The organism is Neobacillus sp. GCM10027624, from assembly GCF_042675345.1.
Classification (GTDB): domain Bacteria; phylum Bacillota; class Bacilli; order Bacillales; family Cytobacillaceae; genus Neobacillus; species Neobacillus cucumis_D.
Window position 1 is genome coordinate 54,481 of the sequence record NZ_JBHTHD010000009.1, and the last position, 19,938, is coordinate 74,418.

Genomic DNA, 19,938 nt, shown 5'->3' on the forward strand with positions numbered 1-19,938 from the left:
ACAAAAAAATAAGCATCCTTAATTGGAATGCTTATTTTAACCGGTAAATTTTAATTGGCCTTCCTCGATTGTGATGCAACTCTTCACCAATACACTCGGCTAAGCCTATGTCACATAATTCAGCTACAATTCGCTGGGCATTGCGTTCACCCATTTGAAGATTTGCCGCTAATTCCTTCGTTGTAAAATCACTCCAGCCCATTTTTTTGATCAAAGCGTCTATTTTCTTAAAAGTTTTTACACTGATGTTTCCCTTTTTTAATTTCTCCAAAAAATCTTTATCATCTGTTCGATAGGCATAAGTCAGTTCTTCCTCTTGTCCTGCTGACTCAATAATCGTTCCATCATCTTGGACAATCACAATGCCTTGCTCAGTGTTTTTCTTCGACTGTTGAAGTGCTCGGTGAGCATTTATTTCTGCCGTTAATACAGTTTTTCCGAAACCAATTCCTACGGAAACCGTTGTATTCGCTTCAAGGGCCAAGTATTGGACTTTTCCCTTTAATGTCTGTATCTCCCTTTCAATTGCCCCCCGAGAACTAAAAATTGTATAACGCCCATTTCCTTCCTCGAAAAGAGAGCCATCTAATTGCTCACAAAGCTGGATAAGTGTCTCCTTCATCCTAAGCTCTAAATACTGGATTTGATAAGTTTTCTCCATTTTCTCTTTAATTGAGTCAAAATCTTTTACCTCGATTTTTTCAACCCCAATTTGTGTATCTTTATAGTAAGAAGTCTTTATCTTCTCGAAAAAAATCCTTATGGTTTGAAAAATTTCAATACGTGTAGGTGACATCAAATTCGCGGGAACACCAGCTTTATTTAAGGCTTCATTAACAGTCGGGTAACATGTCAAAGCACCATCAGTCTTTTTTTGTTCCCATAAATCATAATGGAATTTAAACAATTCTTGGGAATCAATCTCCACATCAAACGTTTTCACGTAAATATCTTTCACCGTCTTCTTTAACTGTTGCACGCTTTCCCCTTCCGCTACATTTGTGGCGGGAATCATGTCGATGCTTATTCGGTCCAATAATCTCCCCTCGGAATAAACCAGTTCCATGAAACTTTTATATGTACTTGATTCCGTGGAGAATATATAAACCGATTTTTCATCCGTAGATACTGTCTTTGCAGCCACCCTATAAGGGATATATCCTGAAAAAAGCCAGAAATCAACTTGGTCATCGTGTTCTAATACAATTTTCTCTACTTCCTTTGCCTCTGTATAGAAGTATGGTATAAATTCCATTTCTTGTTCAATTTCATTAGCCACTTTGAGAATTCGCTTTACTGAAGAACTTGGGCCAACTACGCCGATTCTATACATTCTCTCTTCCTACTTTCTAGTCACTTCATCTTAGACTATTTTAACTTCGTCTTCTTAGTAAATCCATTCCTATGTCCGTTGATCTAACTTTATCAAAAAAAACACACGCTCGATTACTTTGATTGTAATCTATAACGTGTGTTTTCCAATCAATTAAATTGTAAATTCGACCCTTCATTTTTGAAAGCAACAATATCCTCCGAAACTCTACTAATGTATTTTCAACTTTAAACTTCTCTATTCAATGCCCAATTTTACAAAATCGTCATCCACGTTTTTATTGCCGTAGCCAAAATCAAAACCCCCATAATCACTTGCAAAACTTTCGTATTCACTCTTTTCCCAACGTTCGCACCTATCGGTGAAGCAATTAAACTAGCAACAACCATGATGAGCGAGGGTAAGATATCCACTTGCCCTGTTGCAACTTTCCCAGAAACTGCTCCAATCGATGAAATCATTGTAATGGCTAAGGAAGAAGCAATAGTCATCCTTGTTGGGACCTTTAAGACCACTAGCATGATTGGTACTAACAAGAATGCGCCACCTGCGCCTACAATCCCAGCACCAATCCCAACGATGAAGGCAAATAGTGCCGCAAGCCATTTATTAAATTTGACTTCTTCTAATGGAATATTATCAATTCCTTTTTTTGGGACAAACATCATAAAAACAGCAATTAATGCTAAAATTCCATAAACAATATTAATTCCACTTTCCGGCATATGAGTGGAACCAAATCCCCCAATAAAGCTTCCCATTAAAATACTAATTCCCATATAGGTGATAAGCGTTTTATTTAAAAATCCACCTTTACGGTAAGCCAATACTCCGCCGATTGTCGCAAAGAAAACTTGGATGGCGGTAATTCCTGAAACCTGGTGTGCTGTAAAATGACCGACACCTAGCATGGCTGGAATATATAACAACATAGGAAAATTTATTATGGCTCCACCTATTCCCAACATCCCTGAAATAAATGACCCTACAAGTCCAATTAGGAAGATCGTAATTATAAAGCTAATATCCATATTGTCCTCCTTTAAGAAAAGGGAACCTAAATGGTTCCCTTTATTTTTTACCCCTTTTTAATCCAAAATTTTAATACATCATTTTCTTCCTCATGTTTTAATAGTTCATGGCCGCCTGATTTTGCCCAAGCTGATAAATCATTTTTTGCACCTTTATCAGTTGTATGGACTTCTAATATTTGACCTGTTTCAAGTTCTCCAATAGCCCTTTTTGTTTTTACAATTGGCATTGGACATGCTAATCCTTTTGCATCTAATAGTTTTGTTGCTTCCATCTTTGCTTTCCCTCCTATTTTTTGAATTATCGAACTGCACAACGGTTTGGTCCGATTTCCATTTCTCGTTGTTGATCAATGTCCGGATTGACCTTTCCCATATTAGTTTCACGAATTTCTTGATACGCATTTGGTTGAGGTGGTAAGTTTTCAGTTACCACTTTTCTAAATTCATTTTCATCTTCGATATTGAGCCCGTGATTTTTAGCAAAAAGTACACCTAATTTTTCTGACACACTTCCATCATCATTTAACTCATCAATAATCATAAAGTGTGCTGGTAGAACGTTCAGTTCTTCTGATAATTCTCTGTAACGTTTATAAAGGGTTTCCCTTAAATCTCCTACCCAGTCTTCTGCCATACCTGCTAAGTCAGGTCTACCGATTGAATCAATAAATAAGATATCACCTGACAGCAGGAACTTTTCATCCACTACGAAGGAAGTAGAGCCAATTGTGTGACCAGGAGAATATAAAGCGTGAATATTAATAATAGTATTTCCGATTGTTACGTCATTACCGTCTTCTAATGGTTGATATTCAAAGGTTAATTCTGTTGCATCCTTTGGTGGAAGCCAGTAGGTTGCTCCAGTTTTCTCAGCAATTGTTCGTCCACCAGAAATATGGTCTGCATGAAGATGTGTATCAAATACATGGGTAATTTTTGCGCCAATGCTTTCAGCAAAGTCAAGATAGATATCTGTCATACGTGTTGCATCAATCAGTGCTGCTTCACCGTTTGACACGACCATGTAAGATAAACAGCCTTTACCAATTCGTACAAACTGATAAATTTCGCCTCCATCATTTAAGTCGCCCACTTTAACCGGTTCTAAATGTTCACTCCAATCTTTCATTCCACCTTTTAGGAAAGTTACAGATAAACCCTCTTCTGAAAGCATTTCTGCCACCATGATTGATGAACCTTCCTTTGCACAAACAACTAAGACTTCTTTATTAGTAGGGACTTTTTCAATGATTTCTTCTACCCCATCAAGCAATTCAAAATAAGGAACATTTAAATACTCAAAGTTTTCACCTTCGATTTTCCAATCATTAAAGTCACTTTCATTACGTACATCAAGAATAAACAACTCTTCTTTATTAAAAATCTTTTTCGTTACCTCTTTTGAAGTCATTACATTTACTGTCATTTAATTTTACCCCCTACGGTATTATTAAGCTTAAAAAAATTTGTTAATTTAAAATCTCTGTTATTTGTTTATACCAGTTACTTTCCAAGTCCATTGACTCATACCAGGCACTACATTGAATACATTAGTAAATCCTTTTTCCGTTAACTTTTGTGCTGCAAGATCGCTGCGGTTGCCTGTACGACAGACCACAAAGATTTCATCTTCTTTGTTTAATTCCGTTACTCTCTCTTCCAATTCACCTAGAGGAATGGAGATTGCATCAGGAATATGGTTGAATGCATATTCTGCCGCTTCTCTTACATCGATAACGACGAGATTTTCATTTGCTTCAAGCTTTTTTTCTAGTTCTTCATTATTGATAACATTTGGGTGCTTTTTCTCGTTGGATTCATCATTAGAAGATTTGCGAAGATAATGCTTCAATACTTCACCTTCTTCGATGGTTCCCAAATATTGATGGCCTGAACTTTCAGCCCATGCTTTCATGTCAGCTTTAGATCCTTTATCTGTTGCTTGAACTTCTAACACTTGACCAGCTTCCAAGTTATTCATTGCCTTTTTTGTTTTTACAATAGGCATTGGACAAGCCAACCCATTTGCATCTAGAACCATATTTGCTTTTATGTTATTCATGAGAGACCTCCTGTTTTATACTTATATGGGTATTGTTTTTATTAAAAAAATTATTCAACTTTACCTTCCCACGCAAGCATTCCACCAGTCATGTTAATCACGTTAAATCCATAACTTTCTAGGAATTGCGTGGCACGACCGCTTCTGCCTCCTGAACGGCATACCATGATATACTCTTTTGATTTATCTAATTCATGCATACGAAATTCAACTAATCCTAATGGCATGTTTACGGCATCCGGAATTTTGCCGGCTACAACTTCATCCACTTCACGTACATCAATGATATTTAATTTCTTTCGTTTAATAAAGTCTCTACTTCTTTTGCTGTCATTTGTTTCATTTTATAATTCCTCCTATTATTTTTTTATTTAAGACCAAGCACTCATGCCGCCTTTGACATTTGTTACTTTTGAAAATCCTAATTTTTTTAGGACCTTGCTAGCCTGCCCACTTCTCATCCCGCTTTGACAAATCACTACTACTTCTTTTTCCTTCGAAAGCTCTTTCTCTGCCTTTTGAGAAAGTTGATGAAGTGGAATATTTTTAAAACCTTTAATATGGTTGCCTTTAAACTCCCCAGGTGTACGGACATCAACATACTGTTTGTCTTTGTCATTTAATTCGGCTTTTAATTCTGTTGTTGAAATATGGTTAACACCTTTTGTAGGTAAGAACCTCTTGAGCATAAAGAATAAAAAAAGCGCAATAACAAGATAATTTACATATTCCATTTGATAACCTCCCTTTTTATGCAGGGGAATACCCCTATCAGGTACTATATAAATAGATTCACATTACCTTCCTGTGCATCCGCTAAATATGCTGCCACACCTGCATATTCAATGTTTTCTAATAGCTCTTCCTGTTTAAGACCTAATAAATCCATCGTCATGGTACATGCTACTAGTTTAACATCCTGTTCCTGCGCCATTTCGATTAATTGTGGCAGTGACATCGCGTTATGCTTTTTCATAATATCCTTAATCATTTTAGGGCCAAATCCGGCAAAGTTCATTTTTGAAAGACCCATTTTATCCGCGCCTCTTGGCATCATTTTTCCAAACATTTTCTCCATAAATCCCTTTTTCAACGGAACATTTTCATTTTTACGAAGGGCATTTAATCCCCAAAACGTATGAAAAATGGTTACTTCATGGTCATAAGCAGCTGCACCGTTTGCTATTATATAAGCAGCCATTGCTTTATCATAATCTCCACTAAATAATACAATTGTTGTCTTTTTCTTTTCTGTCATGTTCTGACCTCCAAAATGTAGTTTTTAACCCATACCTGTATAGGTATTAAAAAGATTAAAAAAATTATCCTTTTTTTATCCAAAACTTCAATACATTATTTTCCTCTTCATATTTCAATAATTCATGACCACCTGATTTAGCCCAGGCTGTAAGATCATTTTTAGCTCCTTTATCTGTTGTTTGAATTTCTAAAAATTGACCGGATTCAAGTTCATTCATCGCCTTCTTTGTTTTAACAATTGGCATTGGACAAGCTAAACCTTTAGCATCAACTACTTTTGATATATTCATTGGTTTATTCCTCCCATCGGTTAACTATAATTTACCCCTATGGGTATTTATATTAGTAAAAATAAAAGAGGGTGTCAACCCTTTTTTATCGACTTTTTACTAGTAATTTAACAGCTTCTTGTACTAATTCTTCCATGCTTTTTTCCCCTTGTTCGTTCGCTTTTTGAACACAATCCACTAAATTGGAACTAACAATAACCCCAATAGTACGGTCAATGGCACTTCTAGTTGCAGATAACTGGGTGATAACTTCTTTACAGTCCTTGTTTTCTTCCATCATTTTTAAAATTCCTCGTAACTGTCCCTCAATACGTTTTACTCTATTTTTCATTTGATCATTATAATCCACTGTTCTTGCCTCCTTTAATAATTAGTTTCTATTTTCAAGGAATTTTCCTTCAATAATAAATGGTGATGTTTAACAATTGTATATCCAAAACCTTTTTTCTTAAGCAGCTGTTGACAAGCTCTATAATATACCCCTACAGGTATAATGTCAATAGGCTATTTTTTAAAAATTACTTATAGAAGAAAAAGACCGCAATGAACATGGCGGTCAAATAAGGCTATAGAATTTAAATCGTAAAATCATATACTTTTATCAATGCAGCTAATTAACCGGTCTTCAATGTCCTTTGCAAATTGCTTCAACCCTTCATCATTTAAAAGACTAATAAGCGCAGATGGTTTGGGCATCCCAATTCTCGTTTGTCCGGAATCTTCATAAACAACTATTTTACACGGCAGGAAGTATCCAGCCATTTCGTTTTCATTTAATACTCGAAACGCTTCTTGTGGGTTACATACTTCCAGGACCTTAAACTCCTTTTGAAAATCGAGACCTTTTTCTTGAAGCTTTTCCTTAATATCAAAATTCCATAAAACACCAAACTTTTCTTCCTTTAATCGTTCCTCTAGTCTTTGGATCGCTTCCTCCACACTTTTATCCGTACCAACGGTATAATCAAACATAATCATTTTCCTCCCTAAAAGGTAAGTGAAACGTCCGCATCTTTTGCAAAAGTTAAAAATGTTACCGCACCACCAACATCAATTCCTTCGACAAAATGTTCTTTTTCCAAGCTCATAACATCCATTGTCATTTGGCAGGCAATCATCTTTACACCCATTTCACTTGCCATTGAAAGCAGCTCTTCGATTGGAGGGACATTTGCTTTTTTAAATCCTTCCTGAAAATGCTCGGTTCCTGGAGGCATTGGCAAATTTTTATGAGCTTCTTTGTGAATTAGGTTTAAACCTTCAAATGTAAAGAAAATACCGACTTCTGCATCTGTTGCAGCAGCTGCAGTTGCAATATTGAAAACTTTATAGGCATCAAACATGCCACCGTTTGCGGCAATAATTGCTACTCTCAATTTTATTCCTCCTTCATCAGTGGGTTTTATCAATTGGTCCTGCCCAGTCCTTCATACCCGGGACCACATTTTTTACGTTTTTAAATCCTTTTTCCGTTAGTTTCTGTGCAGCCAAATCACTGCGGCTTCCAGTTCTACAGATAACGTGAAGATTTTCCGTATTATTTAATTCTTCAAAACGTTGTTCCAATTCTCCAAGAGGTATATTAATGGAACCCAGAATATGTCCAAAAGCATATTCTGCTGGTTCTCTTACATCCAAAACGGAAATTTCCTCATTTCCTTTTATCTTATTTAATAATTCATCCAGACTAACAACATCTGGGTGAGTTGTTTCTGGTTTTTGTTCATCATCACTAGCTTTTCGAAGATAATGTTTTAAAACATTTCCGTCTTCAATTGTTCCTAAATACTGATTTCCCGTGCTTACAGCCCAGGCCTTTATATCAGCTTTTGACCCTTTATCCGTTGCTTGTATTTCCAACACTTGTCCTGGTTCAAGTGTTGTCATTTCTTTTTTAGTTTTTACAATAGGCATTGGACAAGCTAATCCTTTAGCATCCAGTACCTTATTTACAGTAACCTCCATTAGCATTTACCTCCTTTCTGATTTATTATTTTTCTAATTCATTTATCCATGCCAAGCACAACCTACCATATTTTTATGAAAATATAAAAAGCATGACCCCTATAATTGGATCATGCCCTTATGGATAAATTATTTAATTACCAGAAAATATTCGATTCCTTTATTTTTTTTCAATCCAAAATTTAATGACATTTTCAGCTTGTTCTGTTTTTAAGAGGGTGTGACCAGCATTTCTTAACCACGCTGGAAGGTCATTCAAGGCACCCCTGTCTGTCACATGGAGTTCGATTATTTGACCACTTTCCAATGACTCCATACCTTTTTTAAGTTTAAGGATTGGCATCGGACAAGTTAAACCAGTAACATCTACAAATGCATTAGTCTTTATTTCATTTTTAAATGTTTCCCCAGTTTCATTTGTTGTGTTATCAACATTTTTGTTTATATTACTCCCAAACACAGAGGAATACGTTTTCCAACCACCATCTATATTAATAGCCTTTAACCCGCTATTATTCAAGATACGTGTCGCCAAATATCCTCTTAAACCAACCTGACATGATACATAAATTGGTTTATCCTTAGGCAACTGACTCAGTTTACATCTTAAATCCTTTAGAGGAATATTAATTGAGCCTTCAATAAATCCAAATTCACGTTCCATTGGTTCACGAACGTCGATTAACACTCCTCCACCAGCTACAATCTCATCTACTTCATGCCACTGAATCATTTCCAAATTGCCTTCGATGATATTAGAAGCCACATAACCAGCCATATTTACTGGGTCTTTTGCTGAAGAATATGGCGGTGCGTAAGACAATTCTAAATCTGTTAAATCTTCAACCGTTAATCCACCTTTAATAGCAGTAGCGATCACATCAATGCGCTTATCAACCCCATCAGCTCCAACCGCCTGGGCACCAAAGATTTTACCTGTATCTTTATCAAACATTAGTTTTAACGCAATTGGTGCTGCTCCAGGATAATACCCTGCGTGGGAACTTGGATGAATATGCACCACTTCATATGGTACGCCTAAGCGTTTTAATGTTTTCTCATTGTTGCCGGTTGCTGCAACCGTCAAATCAAATACTTTTGCAATGGAAGTACCCAATGTTCCTTGATACTCATCCTTTTGACCCATCATATTATTCGCTGCAATGCGCCCTTGGCGGTTTGCTGGTCCTGCAAGAGGTATCATTGCCTTTGTACCACTAATATAATCTACAACCTCTACAGCATCGCCAACAGCGTAAATATCCTCATTAGAGGTTTGAAGAAATTCATTTACAATGATTCCTCCACGATCTCCTAACTCCAAACCTGCACCCTTTGCTAACTCATTTTCTGGTCTAACACCGATAGAAAGAATGGTCATATCTGTTTCGATTTCTGTTCCATCAGAAAGAATAACCTTCTTTCCTTGGCCGGCAAATGACTCGACACCAATTTCTAATAGCAACTTCACGCCTTTTTCTTTTATATGCGTGTGTAAGATACTAGCCATTTCTATATCGATTGGGGTCATGATTTGATTACCCTTTTCGATGATTGTAACTTCTATTCCTCTATCTACCAAGTTTTCAGCCATTTCAATTCCAATAAATCCTCCACCAATCACAACTGCTTTTTTAGGATTTTGAGAATCAACAAAGTTTTTGATTTTATCCGTATCAGGAATATTTCTTAACGTAAATAATGTACGATTTTCATTTAATCCCGGGATAGGTGGAACAATTGGTCTTGCTCCCGGTGATAATAGTAACTTATCATAGGATTCTTCGTACAATTCTCCAGTTTTTAAATTTCTAATGGTTACTTTTTTGTTTTGATGGTCAACGCTTAATGCTTCGCTTAAATTTCGAATATCAAGATTAAAACGTTCTGACATTCCTTTAACGGTTTGTACTAATAATTTATTTCGATCTTTGATTGTTTCCCCAATATAGTACGGTAATCCACAATTGGCAAATGAAATATGTTCTCCACGTTCAACAAGAACGATTTCTACCTCTTCACTAATTCTTCTTAATCTTGCAGCTGCTGTTGCTCCACCAGCTACTCCACCCACTATGATGACTTTTTTCGTCACGTTTATCCCTCCAATTTTATATGTGATAATTAAATTCTAATAGAATCATTTTTATATATACCCCTATGGGTTATATACCTATATGGGTATTATATTATCCAAAAAGTAAAAGTAAAGTTCTTTAATGAAAGTTTCACATATTGTTCAAAAGTAAAGGATAAAGCCGACAAGAAAAAAGACTCAACCCTTAAATCGGATTGAGCCTTAATTTTTATGCATAATCTGTATTCAACAATAATTATAATTCGCCTGCTTATTCAACAGTAACCGATTTTGCTAAGTTACGTGGCTTATCCACGTCACAATCACGGTGAAGTGCTGCATAGTAGGCAATTAATTGTAATGGTATAACAGAGATAAGTGGTGTTAGTAATTCATGTACTTCCGGAATGACAAAGCTGTCTTCGTCCATATTTAGACCCTTCATCGAAATGATGCATGGGTTTGCTCCACGGGCAACGACTTCCTTCACATTTCCGCGAATGCTTAGGTTGACACTTTTTTGTGTAGCTAGAGCAATGATCGGCGTTCCTTCTTCAATTAAAGCAATCGTGCCATGTTTTAATTCTCCGCCAGCAAAGCCTTCTGCTTGAATATAGGAAATTTCCTTTAGTTTCAAGGATCCTTCTAAGCATACATAATAGTCAACTCCGCGGCCGATAAAGAAGGCATTTCGTGTTACCGATAAAAACTCTCTTGAGATATGCTCAAACAGCTCTTTTGAGTCGCAAAGGACTTCCATTGCATTTGCAATAATTCCAAGTTCATGTACCAAGTCAAAGTCAACTTTGATATTTTGACTCTTTGCCGTTACCTCAGCCAGTATGGAAAGCACGGCTATTTGGGCTGTATAGGCCTTCGTAGATGCAACCGCAATTTCAGGACCAGCATGGAGTAATAATGTATAATCCGCTTCACGAGAAAGAGTCGAACCAGGAACGTTCGTAATTGTTAACGCACGATAACCCATTTCCTTTACTTTAACAAGTACAGCACGGCTGTCTGCTGTTTCTCCACTCTGTGTGATGAAGATAAACAATGGCTTTTTCGATAGCAGCGGCATATTATAAACAAATTCACTAGCAATATGAACTTCTACTGGAATTTTAGCCATGTTTTCAATCAGTTGTTTTCCGACAAGACCTGCATTGTAGGATGTTCCAGCAGCAACAATGTAGACACGGTCACTATCATTCATTGCATCGATAATTTCAGAATCAATGGTTAGTTCCCCTTGCTCATTTTGATACGTTTGAATAATCTTACGCATCACAAGCGGCTGCTCATCGATTTCTTTTATCATGTAATGAGGATATGTGCCCTTCTCAATATCACTAGCATCCAATTCTGCTTTATACGGTTTGCGGTTGATTGTCTCTCCAGCCAAGTTTTGAATCGTAACTTGGTCTTTCGTAACAATGACAACCTCTTTGTCCATAAGCTCTACATATGTGTCTGTAACCTGAAGCATCGCCATCGCATCACTAGCAACAACATTAAAATCGTTTCCTAAACCGACAAGAAGTGGGCTTTTATTTTTAGCAACGTAAATTGTTTCACGGTGTTGTGCATCTAAAAGAGCAAGAGCATAGGAACCATGTAAAAGAGTTAGTGTTTTACGGAATGCTTCTAAAACAGTTAAACCTTCGTTTACAAAGAACTCAATAAGCTGAACAATTACTTCCGTATCCGTTTCACTTTTAAACTCAACATTTGAAAGATATTCGCGCTTTAAGAGATCGTAATTCTCAATCACACCATTGTGTACGAGCGTAAAACGGTCTGAAGCACTTTGGTGAGGATGGGAATTTGTTTTGCTTGGTACACCATGAGTTGCCCAGCGAGTATGCCCGATTCCAATATGAGCTGTTACATTTCCATCCACAATCTTCCGTAAATCTGCAATGCGGCCCTTTTCTTTGAATACATGAATTCCGTTCCCGTTTTGAAGCGCAATACCTGCTGAGTCATAACCACGGTATTCCAGCTTTTCAAGACCTTTTAATAAAATTTCCTTTGAATCCTTATTTCCAATATATCCAACAATTCCACACATAATTTCTTTTCCTCCCTGATTTAGGGGGCAAGAATGCTTTGGAGGCTCACCTTGCCCCCTTATCTCCGTTTTTTAGGTATCTGTCTATACCCTTTAAAGCGTGAAGCCAATATGTGTGCATTTTCTTCTCTTTGTGCATCGAGTTACCTCAGATGTTTTAAAGAAGAACTGACGGTTGTGCATCGCAACCGGGAGGTATCCGCCGAACATTTCGATAAACCTCCTCCTCGTCAACTAATTCAACTCACTATGAATTAGTTCAGGCGCTTTATAAAGTTTTAACTCACTATCCACCTTTCTTTAGTAAGATCTGCTTTTAACAACAAAGCAAATCAATCTTACCTGAATTCAAGATATTCGTCAACTAGGAAGATAAAGGGATTTTGACTTTTCTTTTACAAGTGAAAAATCATACATAATAAAATATGCATAAGGGATATTAAGGTTCCCTTATGCATATAAAATAGACTATTCTTTTAATTCCATTTCCTCTTTAACTACCGTTACAATTCGATTCACGTAGGATTCACATAGCTCTTCCGTTGGTGCTTCGACCATTACACGAACTAGCGGTTCTGTACCGGATGGACGGACAAGCACTCTTCCGTCACCTGCCATTTCGGTTTCCACCTGTTCAATAATTGCTTTTACTTTTTCATTATCCGTTACATGAAGCTTGTCTGTCACTCTTACATTGACAAGCTTCTGCGGAAACTTCTTCATTTCACCGGCTAATTCGGATAATGGCTTATGGGTTGCCTTCATAATATTGACCAATTGTAAGCCTGTTAATAGACCATCACCTGTTGTGTTATAGTCAAGGAAAATAATATGACCTGATTGCTCTCCGCCAAGATTATAGCCGCTTTTCTTCATTTCCTCTACCACATAACGATCGCCCACTGCAGTAGGAACGCTTTTGATTCCATGGCTTTCAAGAGCCTTATAAAAACCAAGATTACTCATAACTGTTGAAACAATCGTACCATGCTTTAAACGTCCATGTTCCTTCATGTACTTTCCACATATGTACATAATTTGGTCGCCATCCACGATATTTCCCTTTTCGTCAATCGCAATCAAGCGATCGCCATCTCCATCAAACGATAAGCCGACATCTGCACCCTTTTCCTTAACTAGTTGAGCCAAAGCCTCGGGATGGGTGGAACCAACTCCGGCGTTAATATTCAGTCCATTCGGAGACGCTCCCATGGTCGAAAGGTCTGCATCAAGATCAGCAAATAGATGCGTTGCCAGTGAGGATGTCGCTCCGTTGGCACAATCTAATGCAATATGGATTCCAGAAAAGTCTTCGTCTACCGTGTGTTTTAAGTATTGAAGATATTTTTGTCCGCCTTCGAAATAGTCCATTACTTGGCCTAAATCAGAACCTACTGGCCTTGGTAATTGATCTTCCGGTAAATCAATTAGTTTTTCAATTTCTAATTCTTGTTCATCCGAAAGTTTGAAACCATCAGGACCAAAAAACTTAATTCCGTTATCCGCTACTGGGTTATGAGAGGCGGAAATCATAACCCCTGCCTGGGCCCCTAACGCTTTGGTTAAATAAGCAACACCAGGAGTAGAAATAACCCCAAGTCTCATTACTTCTGCACCAATGGACAGTAAACCGGCAACAAGAGCACCTTCCAGCATATGGCCTGATATACGAGTGTCACGGCCGATAATGACTTTCGGGCGGTCCTTGTCCTTTGTTAAAACATATCCACCAAAACGCCCTAATTTAAAGGCAAATTCAGGTGTTAATTCACTATTTGCAACTCCGCGTACTCCATCAGTACCGAAATATTTTCCCATTATTAAAATCGCTCCTTCATGAATGTATTGCAGGATTTATGCGTTGTTTTTAGTTATTGTGACGTTTGCTGAGGATTGATCAAGTTCCCAGTCTACCTCCGAAGGTCCTTCCACTTGAATTTTTACATTATGGTCCCCTTCCTTAAGGTTGGACACATCGATAAAAACATTAAAATCCTTTGGTGTTAATTTTTTTATCGTGGAACTTGGACCATTTACCATTAAATCGACATTGTTGGGATTGTTTATTTCCGCAGAATATTGGTCAGATAAACCATCAATTTTTAAAGGAATGGCCGAAATCGTTTTTTCTTCTTGCTTTTTCACCACAATGGTTGCTTTCACCATTTCCGGCGATACCTTTGTGATTCCATTCGAAATGATGACAGGTAAATCCATTGTCATATTATCATCAATTTTACTTACATCCACCTCAACGCGGACATGGGCATTTTTTAAAGCATGCTCACTACCAATGATTACTGCATCCTTTGTATCTAAAGTGATGGAATCAATGGTTACTCCACTAGGCGGTGTTCCGATTTGTTTGATATCAATTGGAACCTTTTTACTTATATCCTTGACAGGAATGGTTACCCTTACCGTACCTGGATCAACCTCAACGTCCAATTTATTTAAGTCGCGGTCGAGAACCTGGATATTCGCTTCCTGTGAAATCGTTTTATTTATCTGGTCTTTAACATTGAGCGTCGCTTTTACATAGCTAATCCGATCAATTAAATTTTTTGCCCCGGTAATCTTCACTTTATTTGGCTCAACAACGGGCTGCCCCGCTGCAAAGCCTTCCTGAAGCAATCCTTGGTTAAATTCAGTATCCACTTTATATTCTTGGGTAATTTTCTCTTGAATGGACACATTTACACGGGACGGCTTTATCGTGGCCTTTAACTTATCTGATAAATCCTTTATTTTCAGTTTTACGGTCTGATGGCCAATCTTGGCCTTTGTTAAATCAACATATACTTCAAAGTTCCGCAAAGCTTTCGCATTTTGAATATGGGTTACCGGTCCTTTTAATGTTAGCTTCACTTTGTTTGGAATCCCCGATACGACTAAATTTTCCGTATCATAGTAAACTTTTACAGGTACATCATTTAGGGTTTCAGTGGTCTGCTCACCTGGTACATTCACACCGGTAAACTTCGTGCTGTTCGTAGTATGGGGAACAGATGAATATAGCAGAACAGCTAGAACCAATGCAAGGATTTTTAAAAACCACCGATTATCCATCAGTTTATCCATTTTTCTTCCCCCTCCAGTTCCATCGAGCTGAAGACGCCTGTTTGACTTTGGTATTCACTAATAATTCACTCGATAATAATTCTTTAAATTCATCGGTGTTTAAATCTCGGTGAAGTTCCCCATTCTTCGTAAGAGAAATTCCACCTGTTTCCTCCGAAACTACCACTGTGATGCTATCTGTTACCTCACTAATCCCGAGTGCCGCCCGGTGTCTCGTCCCCAGCTCCTTGGAGATAAAAGGACTCTCTGATAAAGGAAGATAGCAAGCCGCAGCAGATACATTATTTTTTTGAATAATGACCGCTCCATCATGGAGAGGTGTATTTGGAATAAAAATATTGATGAGTAATTCTGAGGAAATTTTTGAATCTAAAGGAATCCCCGTTTCAATATAATCACTCATTCCTGTTTCTTTTTCAATCGAAATTAAGGCTCCTATCCGGCGTTTTGCCATATAATCTGTTGCTTTTATAATGGCTGCAATGGTTTTCTCCGGATCATCGTCATCTGGACTCCCGCTTCTCGAAAAAAACCGTCCCCTGCCCAACTGTTCAAGAGCTCTTCTAAGTTCAGGCTGAAATATAATAATAATCGCAAGAAATCCCCAGTTAATGGCCTGTTGCATCATCCAGCTTAATGTTTTTAAGCCTAAGTATTCACTGACTACCCTAACAAGCAGAATTACCAAAATTCCCTTGAGTAATTGAACGGCCTTTGTTCCTCTTATAACATTAATCAGCTTATAAATGACATACCACACAAGGAGAATATCAACAATACTAGCTAAATACTTCCATACTGTGAAATCGGCAAACGGCATTGTTCTTCCTCCGTAATTTTGCATAAGAATCCATGAAATCTAAACCCATGTTATTATAACATAAATCCAGCTTGTACCTATTATATGTAGTATCATAAAAAAAACAAATCACTCAAATCGGAGTGATTTGTTTTCTATTGCGTTTCATTTTGGTCAAAAACGTTAATCACATCATGTGCGGTCTTTTTCATATAGTACCAAATCCAATCAAAAACCTCGTTCACTTCTTCAATTTTCCCTGTGACATGGCCGGCTGAAGCCATATATTTTTCCCCGTTTATGACTGTAACGTCACCTTGAACTTCCCCTTCAATCTTTAATTTACCATTTCGAACAATGACATCCCCCTTTACTACTTTGCCTTTAGGAACAATCACTGTATTATTTTGGACAATTAAATTCTTTTGTTTCGAAACAGAAAATTCACGGTTCTGACTCCAGGTTGAGAACAAACTTCCCACCATTAAAACAATAAATAGCGATGCCGCGGCCAGTAATGGGTGATTTTTCAGCCAGCGCTCCATCCCCACTTTTTTCTTTTCCTTTGGAAGCTTTGCCATAACATTGGCTGTGAAGTTAGGTGGCGCCTGCATATTTGATGTGCCTTTCACAAGAGCAACAGTCTTTTTTAATTCATTAAACAAAGTTTCACATTCTTTACAGCTCTGGAGGTGTTCTCTTAGAATAACTTCATTTTCTGGTGTAATCTCTTCATCTAAAAAGTCATGCATTAATTCAATGATTTGTTCTGGACATTTCAACCGTATCACCTCTTTATCACACATAACGTAATTGTTGCCGTAAAGCTTCCCGCCCGCGGTGAATTCTCGTTTTAACCGTACCTAAGGGCATATCGAGAATTTCACTGATTTCGTTTAATGACAACTCTTCAATATATTTTAAGACAATGACTGAGCGATATTTTTCAGGCAGTTTTAAAATTTCCTTTTGAACCGTTTCATGGAGCTCTAAGCTTTCCACTTCGCTCTCGGGTGGTTTTGTCTGCGAGGGTATTTGCGAATACATGGTAAGCCCCTCGGTTCCGGCTACTTCTGCATCTAAATAATAATCTGGTTTCTTTTTTCGAATGCGATCAATACAAAGATTTGTTGCAATTCGAAAAAGCCAGGTTGAAAATTTTAAATCTTGATTAAAGGTATGGATATTCATATAAGCACGTAGAAAAGCTTCTTGGGCAAGGTCTTCTGCTTCATGCCGATTTCCAATCATTCGGTAACAAAGCTGATACACGCTATTCTTATAAATCTCGACAATATCGGCAAATGCGTCTTGGTCTCCCTTTAATACTTGCTTAATTCTCTTTTTAATGACCGCTTCCATCTATTTACCTCCGCTCTGATGCGGCTATACGATACTACGAATCGATAGCGAAAAAGTTTCGTTTTGAGCGAAAAACTTCTCAATACCTTTAATATTAACAAAAATTTACTAAACGCGCGCGGAAACTGAATTTTAGTAGAAAAATAAAAAAGCAGCCGAGGCTGCTTTTTTATAATAGTTTTTCTCCAAATAATGAGCCCATTAAGGCTACTGCACAAGTGGCTGTTCTGTTTTTCTCATCTAGAATTGGATTTACCTCAACGAATTCTGCTGAAGTAATGATTTTTGACTCTTCTAGCATTTCCATAGCAAGATGGCTTTCACGATAGCTGATTCCACCCATTACTGGCGTTCCAACTCCTGGTGCGTCGCTAGGGTCTAGACCATCTAAATCTAATGATAAGTGAACGCCATCTGTTTTTTCTTTCAGATAGGCAATCGTTTCTTCCATGACTTTTGTCATTCCTAGGCGGTCGATTTCATGCATAGTGTAAACTTTAATGCCGATTTCTTTGATTAAATCCTTTTCTCCTTCATCAAGAGCTCTTGCACCAATGATTACAACATTCTCAGGCTTAATTTTTGGGCAATAGCCGCCAAGTTCAGTTAGGAGTGGATGTCCTAATCCAAGACTTGCTGCTAAAGGCATTCCATGAATATTCCCTGTTGGAGAAGTTTCTGCAGTATTTAAATCACCATGGGCATCATACCAGATAACTCCAAGGTTTTTATAATGTTTTGCCACACCTGCTAATGTACCGATTGCAATACTATGATCTCCACCAAGAACAAGTGGGAAAGACCCTGATTCGATGACTTCGTCCACCTTTTCAGCTAGCAATGTATTTTTTTCTGCTACTAAATCTAAATTACGTAGATTGGATTCTTTATCTACGACTACTTCAGGTCTGCCAATTGGAATATCCCCTAAGTCATGTACTTCATCAAAAAGAGGTTTTAGGCGCTCGTTAATCCCCGCGTAACGGATTGCACTCGGCCCCATATCGACTCCTCTTCTCATTTGTCCTAAATCCATTGGCATTCCAATAATTGATAGCTTTTTCATCCTTCTACCTCCTAGCCTTTATATCTCTATTTTAACCGCTTCCATTAAGATGACTCAACTCGACAAAAATATGTATATATATGCGGGGAGGGCCTGTAAATACTGTTTTAATAGGGTTTAGCGGGATTATTCTGTGAGTTCCTGTAAGGATGGCTGCGACTTTTGGGAAAATTTTTAATGTTTTTTAATGTTGGTTTTTAATTGGTACTAGCTGATTTGCGTGGAGTTTTTGCTTAGAAAACATTTTAAAGGATATTTATATGTATTAGAGCGGAATTTTGTCCTAAAACCATTAAGCCTTTTTTAAAAGCAAAAAAGCCTTAAATCAGTAAATGATTTAAGGCGAATGGTTTATGTAGTGTATGGTGGAGTCTAGGGGGATCGAACCCCTGACCTCCTGCGTGCAAAGCAGGCGCTCTCCCAGCTGAGCTAAGACCCCGATATGTTATTTTTGGAGCGGAAGATGGAATTCGATCCGCACCCCCTACCTTGGCAAGGTGGTTTTCTACCACTGAACTACTTCCGCAATTCATAGGTAAAGACCATTGGTCATTTAAAATAAAATGAGCCATGAAGGACTCGAACCTTCGACCCTCTGATTAAAAGTCAGATGCTCTACCGACTGAGCTAATGGCTCTCTTTTGGCTGGGCTAGCTGGATTCGAACCAACGAATGACGGAGTCAAAGTCCGTTGCCTTACCGCTTGGCTATAGCCCAATAATGTCATAAAAATAGCTTGTCCATTATTTTTAAAAATATAAGTGGTGGAGGGGGACGGATTCGAACCGCCGAACCCTGAGGGAGCGGATTTACAGTCCGCCGCGTTTAGCCACTTCGCTACCCCTCCATTAAAACAAAAAAGTGCCGGCTAGAGGACTTGAACCCCCAACCNTAAAACAAAAAAGTGCCGGCTAGAGGACTTGAACCCCCAACCTACTGATTACAAGTCAGTTGCTCTACCAATTGAGCTAAACCGGCATATTTATTGGAAATTTTTTCACTATCGCGAAAAAATCATGGTGGAGGATGACGGGATCGAACCGCCGACCCTCTGCTTGTAAGGCAGATGCTCTCCCAGCTGAGCTAATCCTCCATTATAATGTAAGTTATTTTCGCTAACACAAGAAACTTTGGTGACCCCTACGGGATTCGAACCCGTGTTACCGCCGTGAAAGGGCGGTGTCTTAACCGCTTGACCAAGGGGCCTATAGTCTATTTAAATTAGGTAAGCTTCCAAGCGGGCTCGAACCGCTGACCTCTTCCTTACCATGGAAGTGCTCTACCTGCTGAGCTATGGAAGCATAGCTAAATCATTTAAAAAATAAAAATGGCTCCGCAGGTAGGACTCGAACCTACGACCGATCGGTTAACAGCCGATAGCTCTACCACTGAGCTACTGCGGAATAATTTTATAACAGCCTGGCAACGTCCTACTCTCACAGGGGGACAGCTCCCAACTACCATCGGCGCTGAGAAGCTTAACTTCCGTGTTCGGTATGGGAACGGGTGTGACCTTCTCGCCATTATTGCCAGAC

20 protein-coding genes, 10 tRNA genes, 1 rRNA gene and 1 pseudogene are annotated in these 19,938 nt (G+C 38.1%); all 32 read right to left on the minus strand.

Translation table 11 applies throughout. From position 1 onward, the window contains the following. Nucleotides 1-31: 31 nt before the first annotated feature. Nucleotides 32-1,333: a hypothetical protein gene (locus ACFQZ9_RS14320; RefSeq protein ID WP_498944303.1), complete on the minus strand. Its 1,302-nt coding sequence runs from the start codon at nucleotides 1,331-1,333 to the stop codon at nucleotides 32-34. A gap of 254 nt (nucleotides 1,334-1,587) precedes the next feature. After that, nucleotides 1,588-2,364, minus strand: a complete 777-nt coding sequence (locus ACFQZ9_RS14325) for a sulfite exporter TauE/SafE family protein (RefSeq protein WP_498944305.1) — start codon at nucleotides 2,362-2,364, stop codon at nucleotides 1,588-1,590. A 47-nt stretch (nucleotides 2,365-2,411) separates the two neighbouring features. Beyond that, nucleotides 2,412-2,639, minus strand: a complete 228-nt coding sequence (locus ACFQZ9_RS14330; RefSeq protein WP_198313577.1) for a sulfurtransferase TusA family protein — start codon at nucleotides 2,637-2,639, stop codon at nucleotides 2,412-2,414. A gap of 26 nt (nucleotides 2,640-2,665) precedes the next feature. Then, nucleotides 2,666-3,793, minus strand: coding sequence for an MBL fold metallo-hydrolase (locus ACFQZ9_RS14335; RefSeq protein ID WP_498944306.1), 1,128 nt, complete (start codon nucleotides 3,791-3,793; stop codon nucleotides 2,666-2,668). Nucleotides 3,794-3,853: 60 nt separating this feature from the next. Next, nucleotides 3,854-4,429, minus strand: coding sequence for a sulfurtransferase TusA family protein (locus ACFQZ9_RS14340; protein ID WP_198313579.1), 576 nt, complete (start codon nucleotides 4,427-4,429; stop codon nucleotides 3,854-3,856). Between the two features lie 50 nt (nucleotides 4,430-4,479). Then, a pseudogene (locus tag ACFQZ9_RS14345) lies at nucleotides 4,480-4,772 on the minus strand (rhodanese-like domain-containing protein). A 28-nt stretch (nucleotides 4,773-4,800) separates the two neighbouring features. Beyond that, on the minus strand, nucleotides 4,801-5,163 hold the full coding sequence (locus ACFQZ9_RS14350) for a rhodanese-like domain-containing protein (RefSeq protein WP_198313580.1): 363 nt from the start codon (nucleotides 5,161-5,163) through the stop codon (nucleotides 4,801-4,803). A gap of 44 nt (nucleotides 5,164-5,207) precedes the next feature. Continuing rightward, complete coding sequence (locus tag ACFQZ9_RS14355) at nucleotides 5,208-5,687, minus strand: DsrE/DsrF/DrsH-like family protein (protein ID WP_198313581.1); 480 nt, start codon at nucleotides 5,685-5,687, stop codon at nucleotides 5,208-5,210. Between the two features lie 64 nt (nucleotides 5,688-5,751). Further along, nucleotides 5,752-5,979 (minus strand): sulfurtransferase TusA family protein, encoded by a 228-nt coding sequence (locus ACFQZ9_RS14360; protein ID WP_498944307.1) that lies wholly within the window; start codon nucleotides 5,977-5,979, stop codon nucleotides 5,752-5,754. 85 nt (nucleotides 5,980-6,064) lie between these two features. Further along, the gene (locus tag ACFQZ9_RS14365) at nucleotides 6,065-6,328 is read right to left on the minus strand and encodes a metal-sensitive transcriptional regulator (protein ID WP_026576962.1); all 264 of its coding nucleotides are present in this window, start codon (nucleotides 6,326-6,328) and stop codon (nucleotides 6,065-6,067) included. A gap of 239 nt (nucleotides 6,329-6,567) precedes the next feature. Continuing rightward, nucleotides 6,568-6,951: a DUF302 domain-containing protein gene (locus ACFQZ9_RS14370; protein WP_198313583.1), complete on the minus strand. Its 384-nt coding sequence runs from the start codon at nucleotides 6,949-6,951 to the stop codon at nucleotides 6,568-6,570. 14 nt (nucleotides 6,952-6,965) lie between these two features. Further along, complete coding sequence (locus tag ACFQZ9_RS14375; RefSeq protein ID WP_198313584.1) at nucleotides 6,966-7,355, minus strand: DsrE/DsrF/DrsH-like family protein; 390 nt, start codon at nucleotides 7,353-7,355, stop codon at nucleotides 6,966-6,968. 16 nt (nucleotides 7,356-7,371) lie between these two features. After that, nucleotides 7,372-7,944, minus strand: coding sequence for a sulfurtransferase TusA family protein (locus ACFQZ9_RS14380; RefSeq protein WP_498944308.1), 573 nt, complete (start codon nucleotides 7,942-7,944; stop codon nucleotides 7,372-7,374). 160 nt (nucleotides 7,945-8,104) lie between these two features. Beyond that, on the minus strand, nucleotides 8,105-10,039 hold the full coding sequence (locus ACFQZ9_RS14385) for a CoA-disulfide reductase (protein WP_498944309.1): 1,935 nt from the start codon (nucleotides 10,037-10,039) through the stop codon (nucleotides 8,105-8,107). Between the two features lie 253 nt (nucleotides 10,040-10,292). After that, nucleotides 10,293-12,095: a glutamine--fructose-6-phosphate transaminase (isomerizing) gene (gene glmS / locus ACFQZ9_RS14390; RefSeq protein ID WP_198313587.1), complete on the minus strand. Its 1,803-nt coding sequence runs from the start codon at nucleotides 12,093-12,095 to the stop codon at nucleotides 10,293-10,295. A 468-nt stretch (nucleotides 12,096-12,563) separates the two neighbouring features. Beyond that, nucleotides 12,564-13,913 (minus strand): phosphoglucosamine mutase, encoded by a 1,350-nt coding sequence (gene glmM, locus ACFQZ9_RS14395; RefSeq protein WP_198313588.1) that lies wholly within the window; start codon nucleotides 13,911-13,913, stop codon nucleotides 12,564-12,566. A 36-nt stretch (nucleotides 13,914-13,949) separates the two neighbouring features. Next, entirely contained in the window at nucleotides 13,950-15,176 is a 1,227-nt protein-coding gene (locus ACFQZ9_RS14400) for a CdaR family protein (protein WP_198313589.1), read from the minus strand. Continuing rightward, entirely contained in the window at nucleotides 15,169-15,996 is an 828-nt protein-coding gene (gene cdaA / locus ACFQZ9_RS14405; protein WP_198313590.1) for a diadenylate cyclase CdaA, read from the minus strand. Before cdaA ends, ACFQZ9_RS14400 begins: the two co-directional genes overlap by 8 nt. A gap of 134 nt (nucleotides 15,997-16,130) precedes the next feature. Then, nucleotides 16,131-16,757, minus strand: coding sequence for an anti-sigma factor family protein (locus tag ACFQZ9_RS14410; protein ID WP_198313591.1), 627 nt, complete (start codon nucleotides 16,755-16,757; stop codon nucleotides 16,131-16,133). A 16-nt stretch (nucleotides 16,758-16,773) separates the two neighbouring features. Further along, a complete protein-coding gene (gene sigW, locus ACFQZ9_RS14415; protein ID WP_026576969.1) occupies nucleotides 16,774-17,337 on the minus strand; it encodes an RNA polymerase sigma factor SigW in 564 nt (187 codons plus the stop codon). A 169-nt stretch (nucleotides 17,338-17,506) separates the two neighbouring features. Continuing rightward, entirely contained in the window at nucleotides 17,507-18,403 is an 897-nt protein-coding gene (gene rocF / locus ACFQZ9_RS14420) for an arginase (protein ID WP_498944310.1), read from the minus strand. Nucleotides 18,404-18,766: 363 nt separating this feature from the next. After that, a tRNA-Ala gene (locus ACFQZ9_RS14425) sits at nucleotides 18,767-18,842 on the minus strand. A gap of 13 nt (nucleotides 18,843-18,855) precedes the next feature. Next, nucleotides 18,856-18,929: transfer RNA gene (locus ACFQZ9_RS14430), tRNA-Gly, on the minus strand. Between the two features lie 38 nt (nucleotides 18,930-18,967). Next, nucleotides 18,968-19,040, minus strand: a tRNA-Lys gene (locus tag ACFQZ9_RS14435). Nucleotides 19,041-19,045: 5 nt separating this feature from the next. Beyond that, a tRNA-Gln gene (locus ACFQZ9_RS14440) sits at nucleotides 19,046-19,120 on the minus strand. Nucleotides 19,121-19,165: 45 nt separating this feature from the next. Then, nucleotides 19,166-19,250 (minus strand) — tRNA-Tyr (locus ACFQZ9_RS14445). 58 nt (nucleotides 19,251-19,308) lie between these two features. Next, a tRNA-Thr gene (locus ACFQZ9_RS14450) sits at nucleotides 19,309-19,381 on the minus strand. Nucleotides 19,382-19,420: 39 nt separating this feature from the next. Then, nucleotides 19,421-19,496 (minus strand) — tRNA-Val (locus tag ACFQZ9_RS14455). 38 nt (nucleotides 19,497-19,534) lie between these two features. Beyond that, a tRNA-Glu gene (locus ACFQZ9_RS14460) sits at nucleotides 19,535-19,609 on the minus strand. Nucleotides 19,610-19,631: 22 nt separating this feature from the next. Beyond that, nucleotides 19,632-19,704: transfer RNA gene (locus ACFQZ9_RS14465), tRNA-Thr, on the minus strand. 27 nt (nucleotides 19,705-19,731) lie between these two features. Further along, a tRNA-Asn gene (locus ACFQZ9_RS14470) sits at nucleotides 19,732-19,806 on the minus strand. 14 nt (nucleotides 19,807-19,820) lie between these two features. Further along, nucleotides 19,821-19,937: ribosomal RNA gene (gene rrf / locus ACFQZ9_RS14475) — 5S ribosomal RNA — on the minus strand. Nucleotide 19,938: the final 1 nt, after the last annotated feature.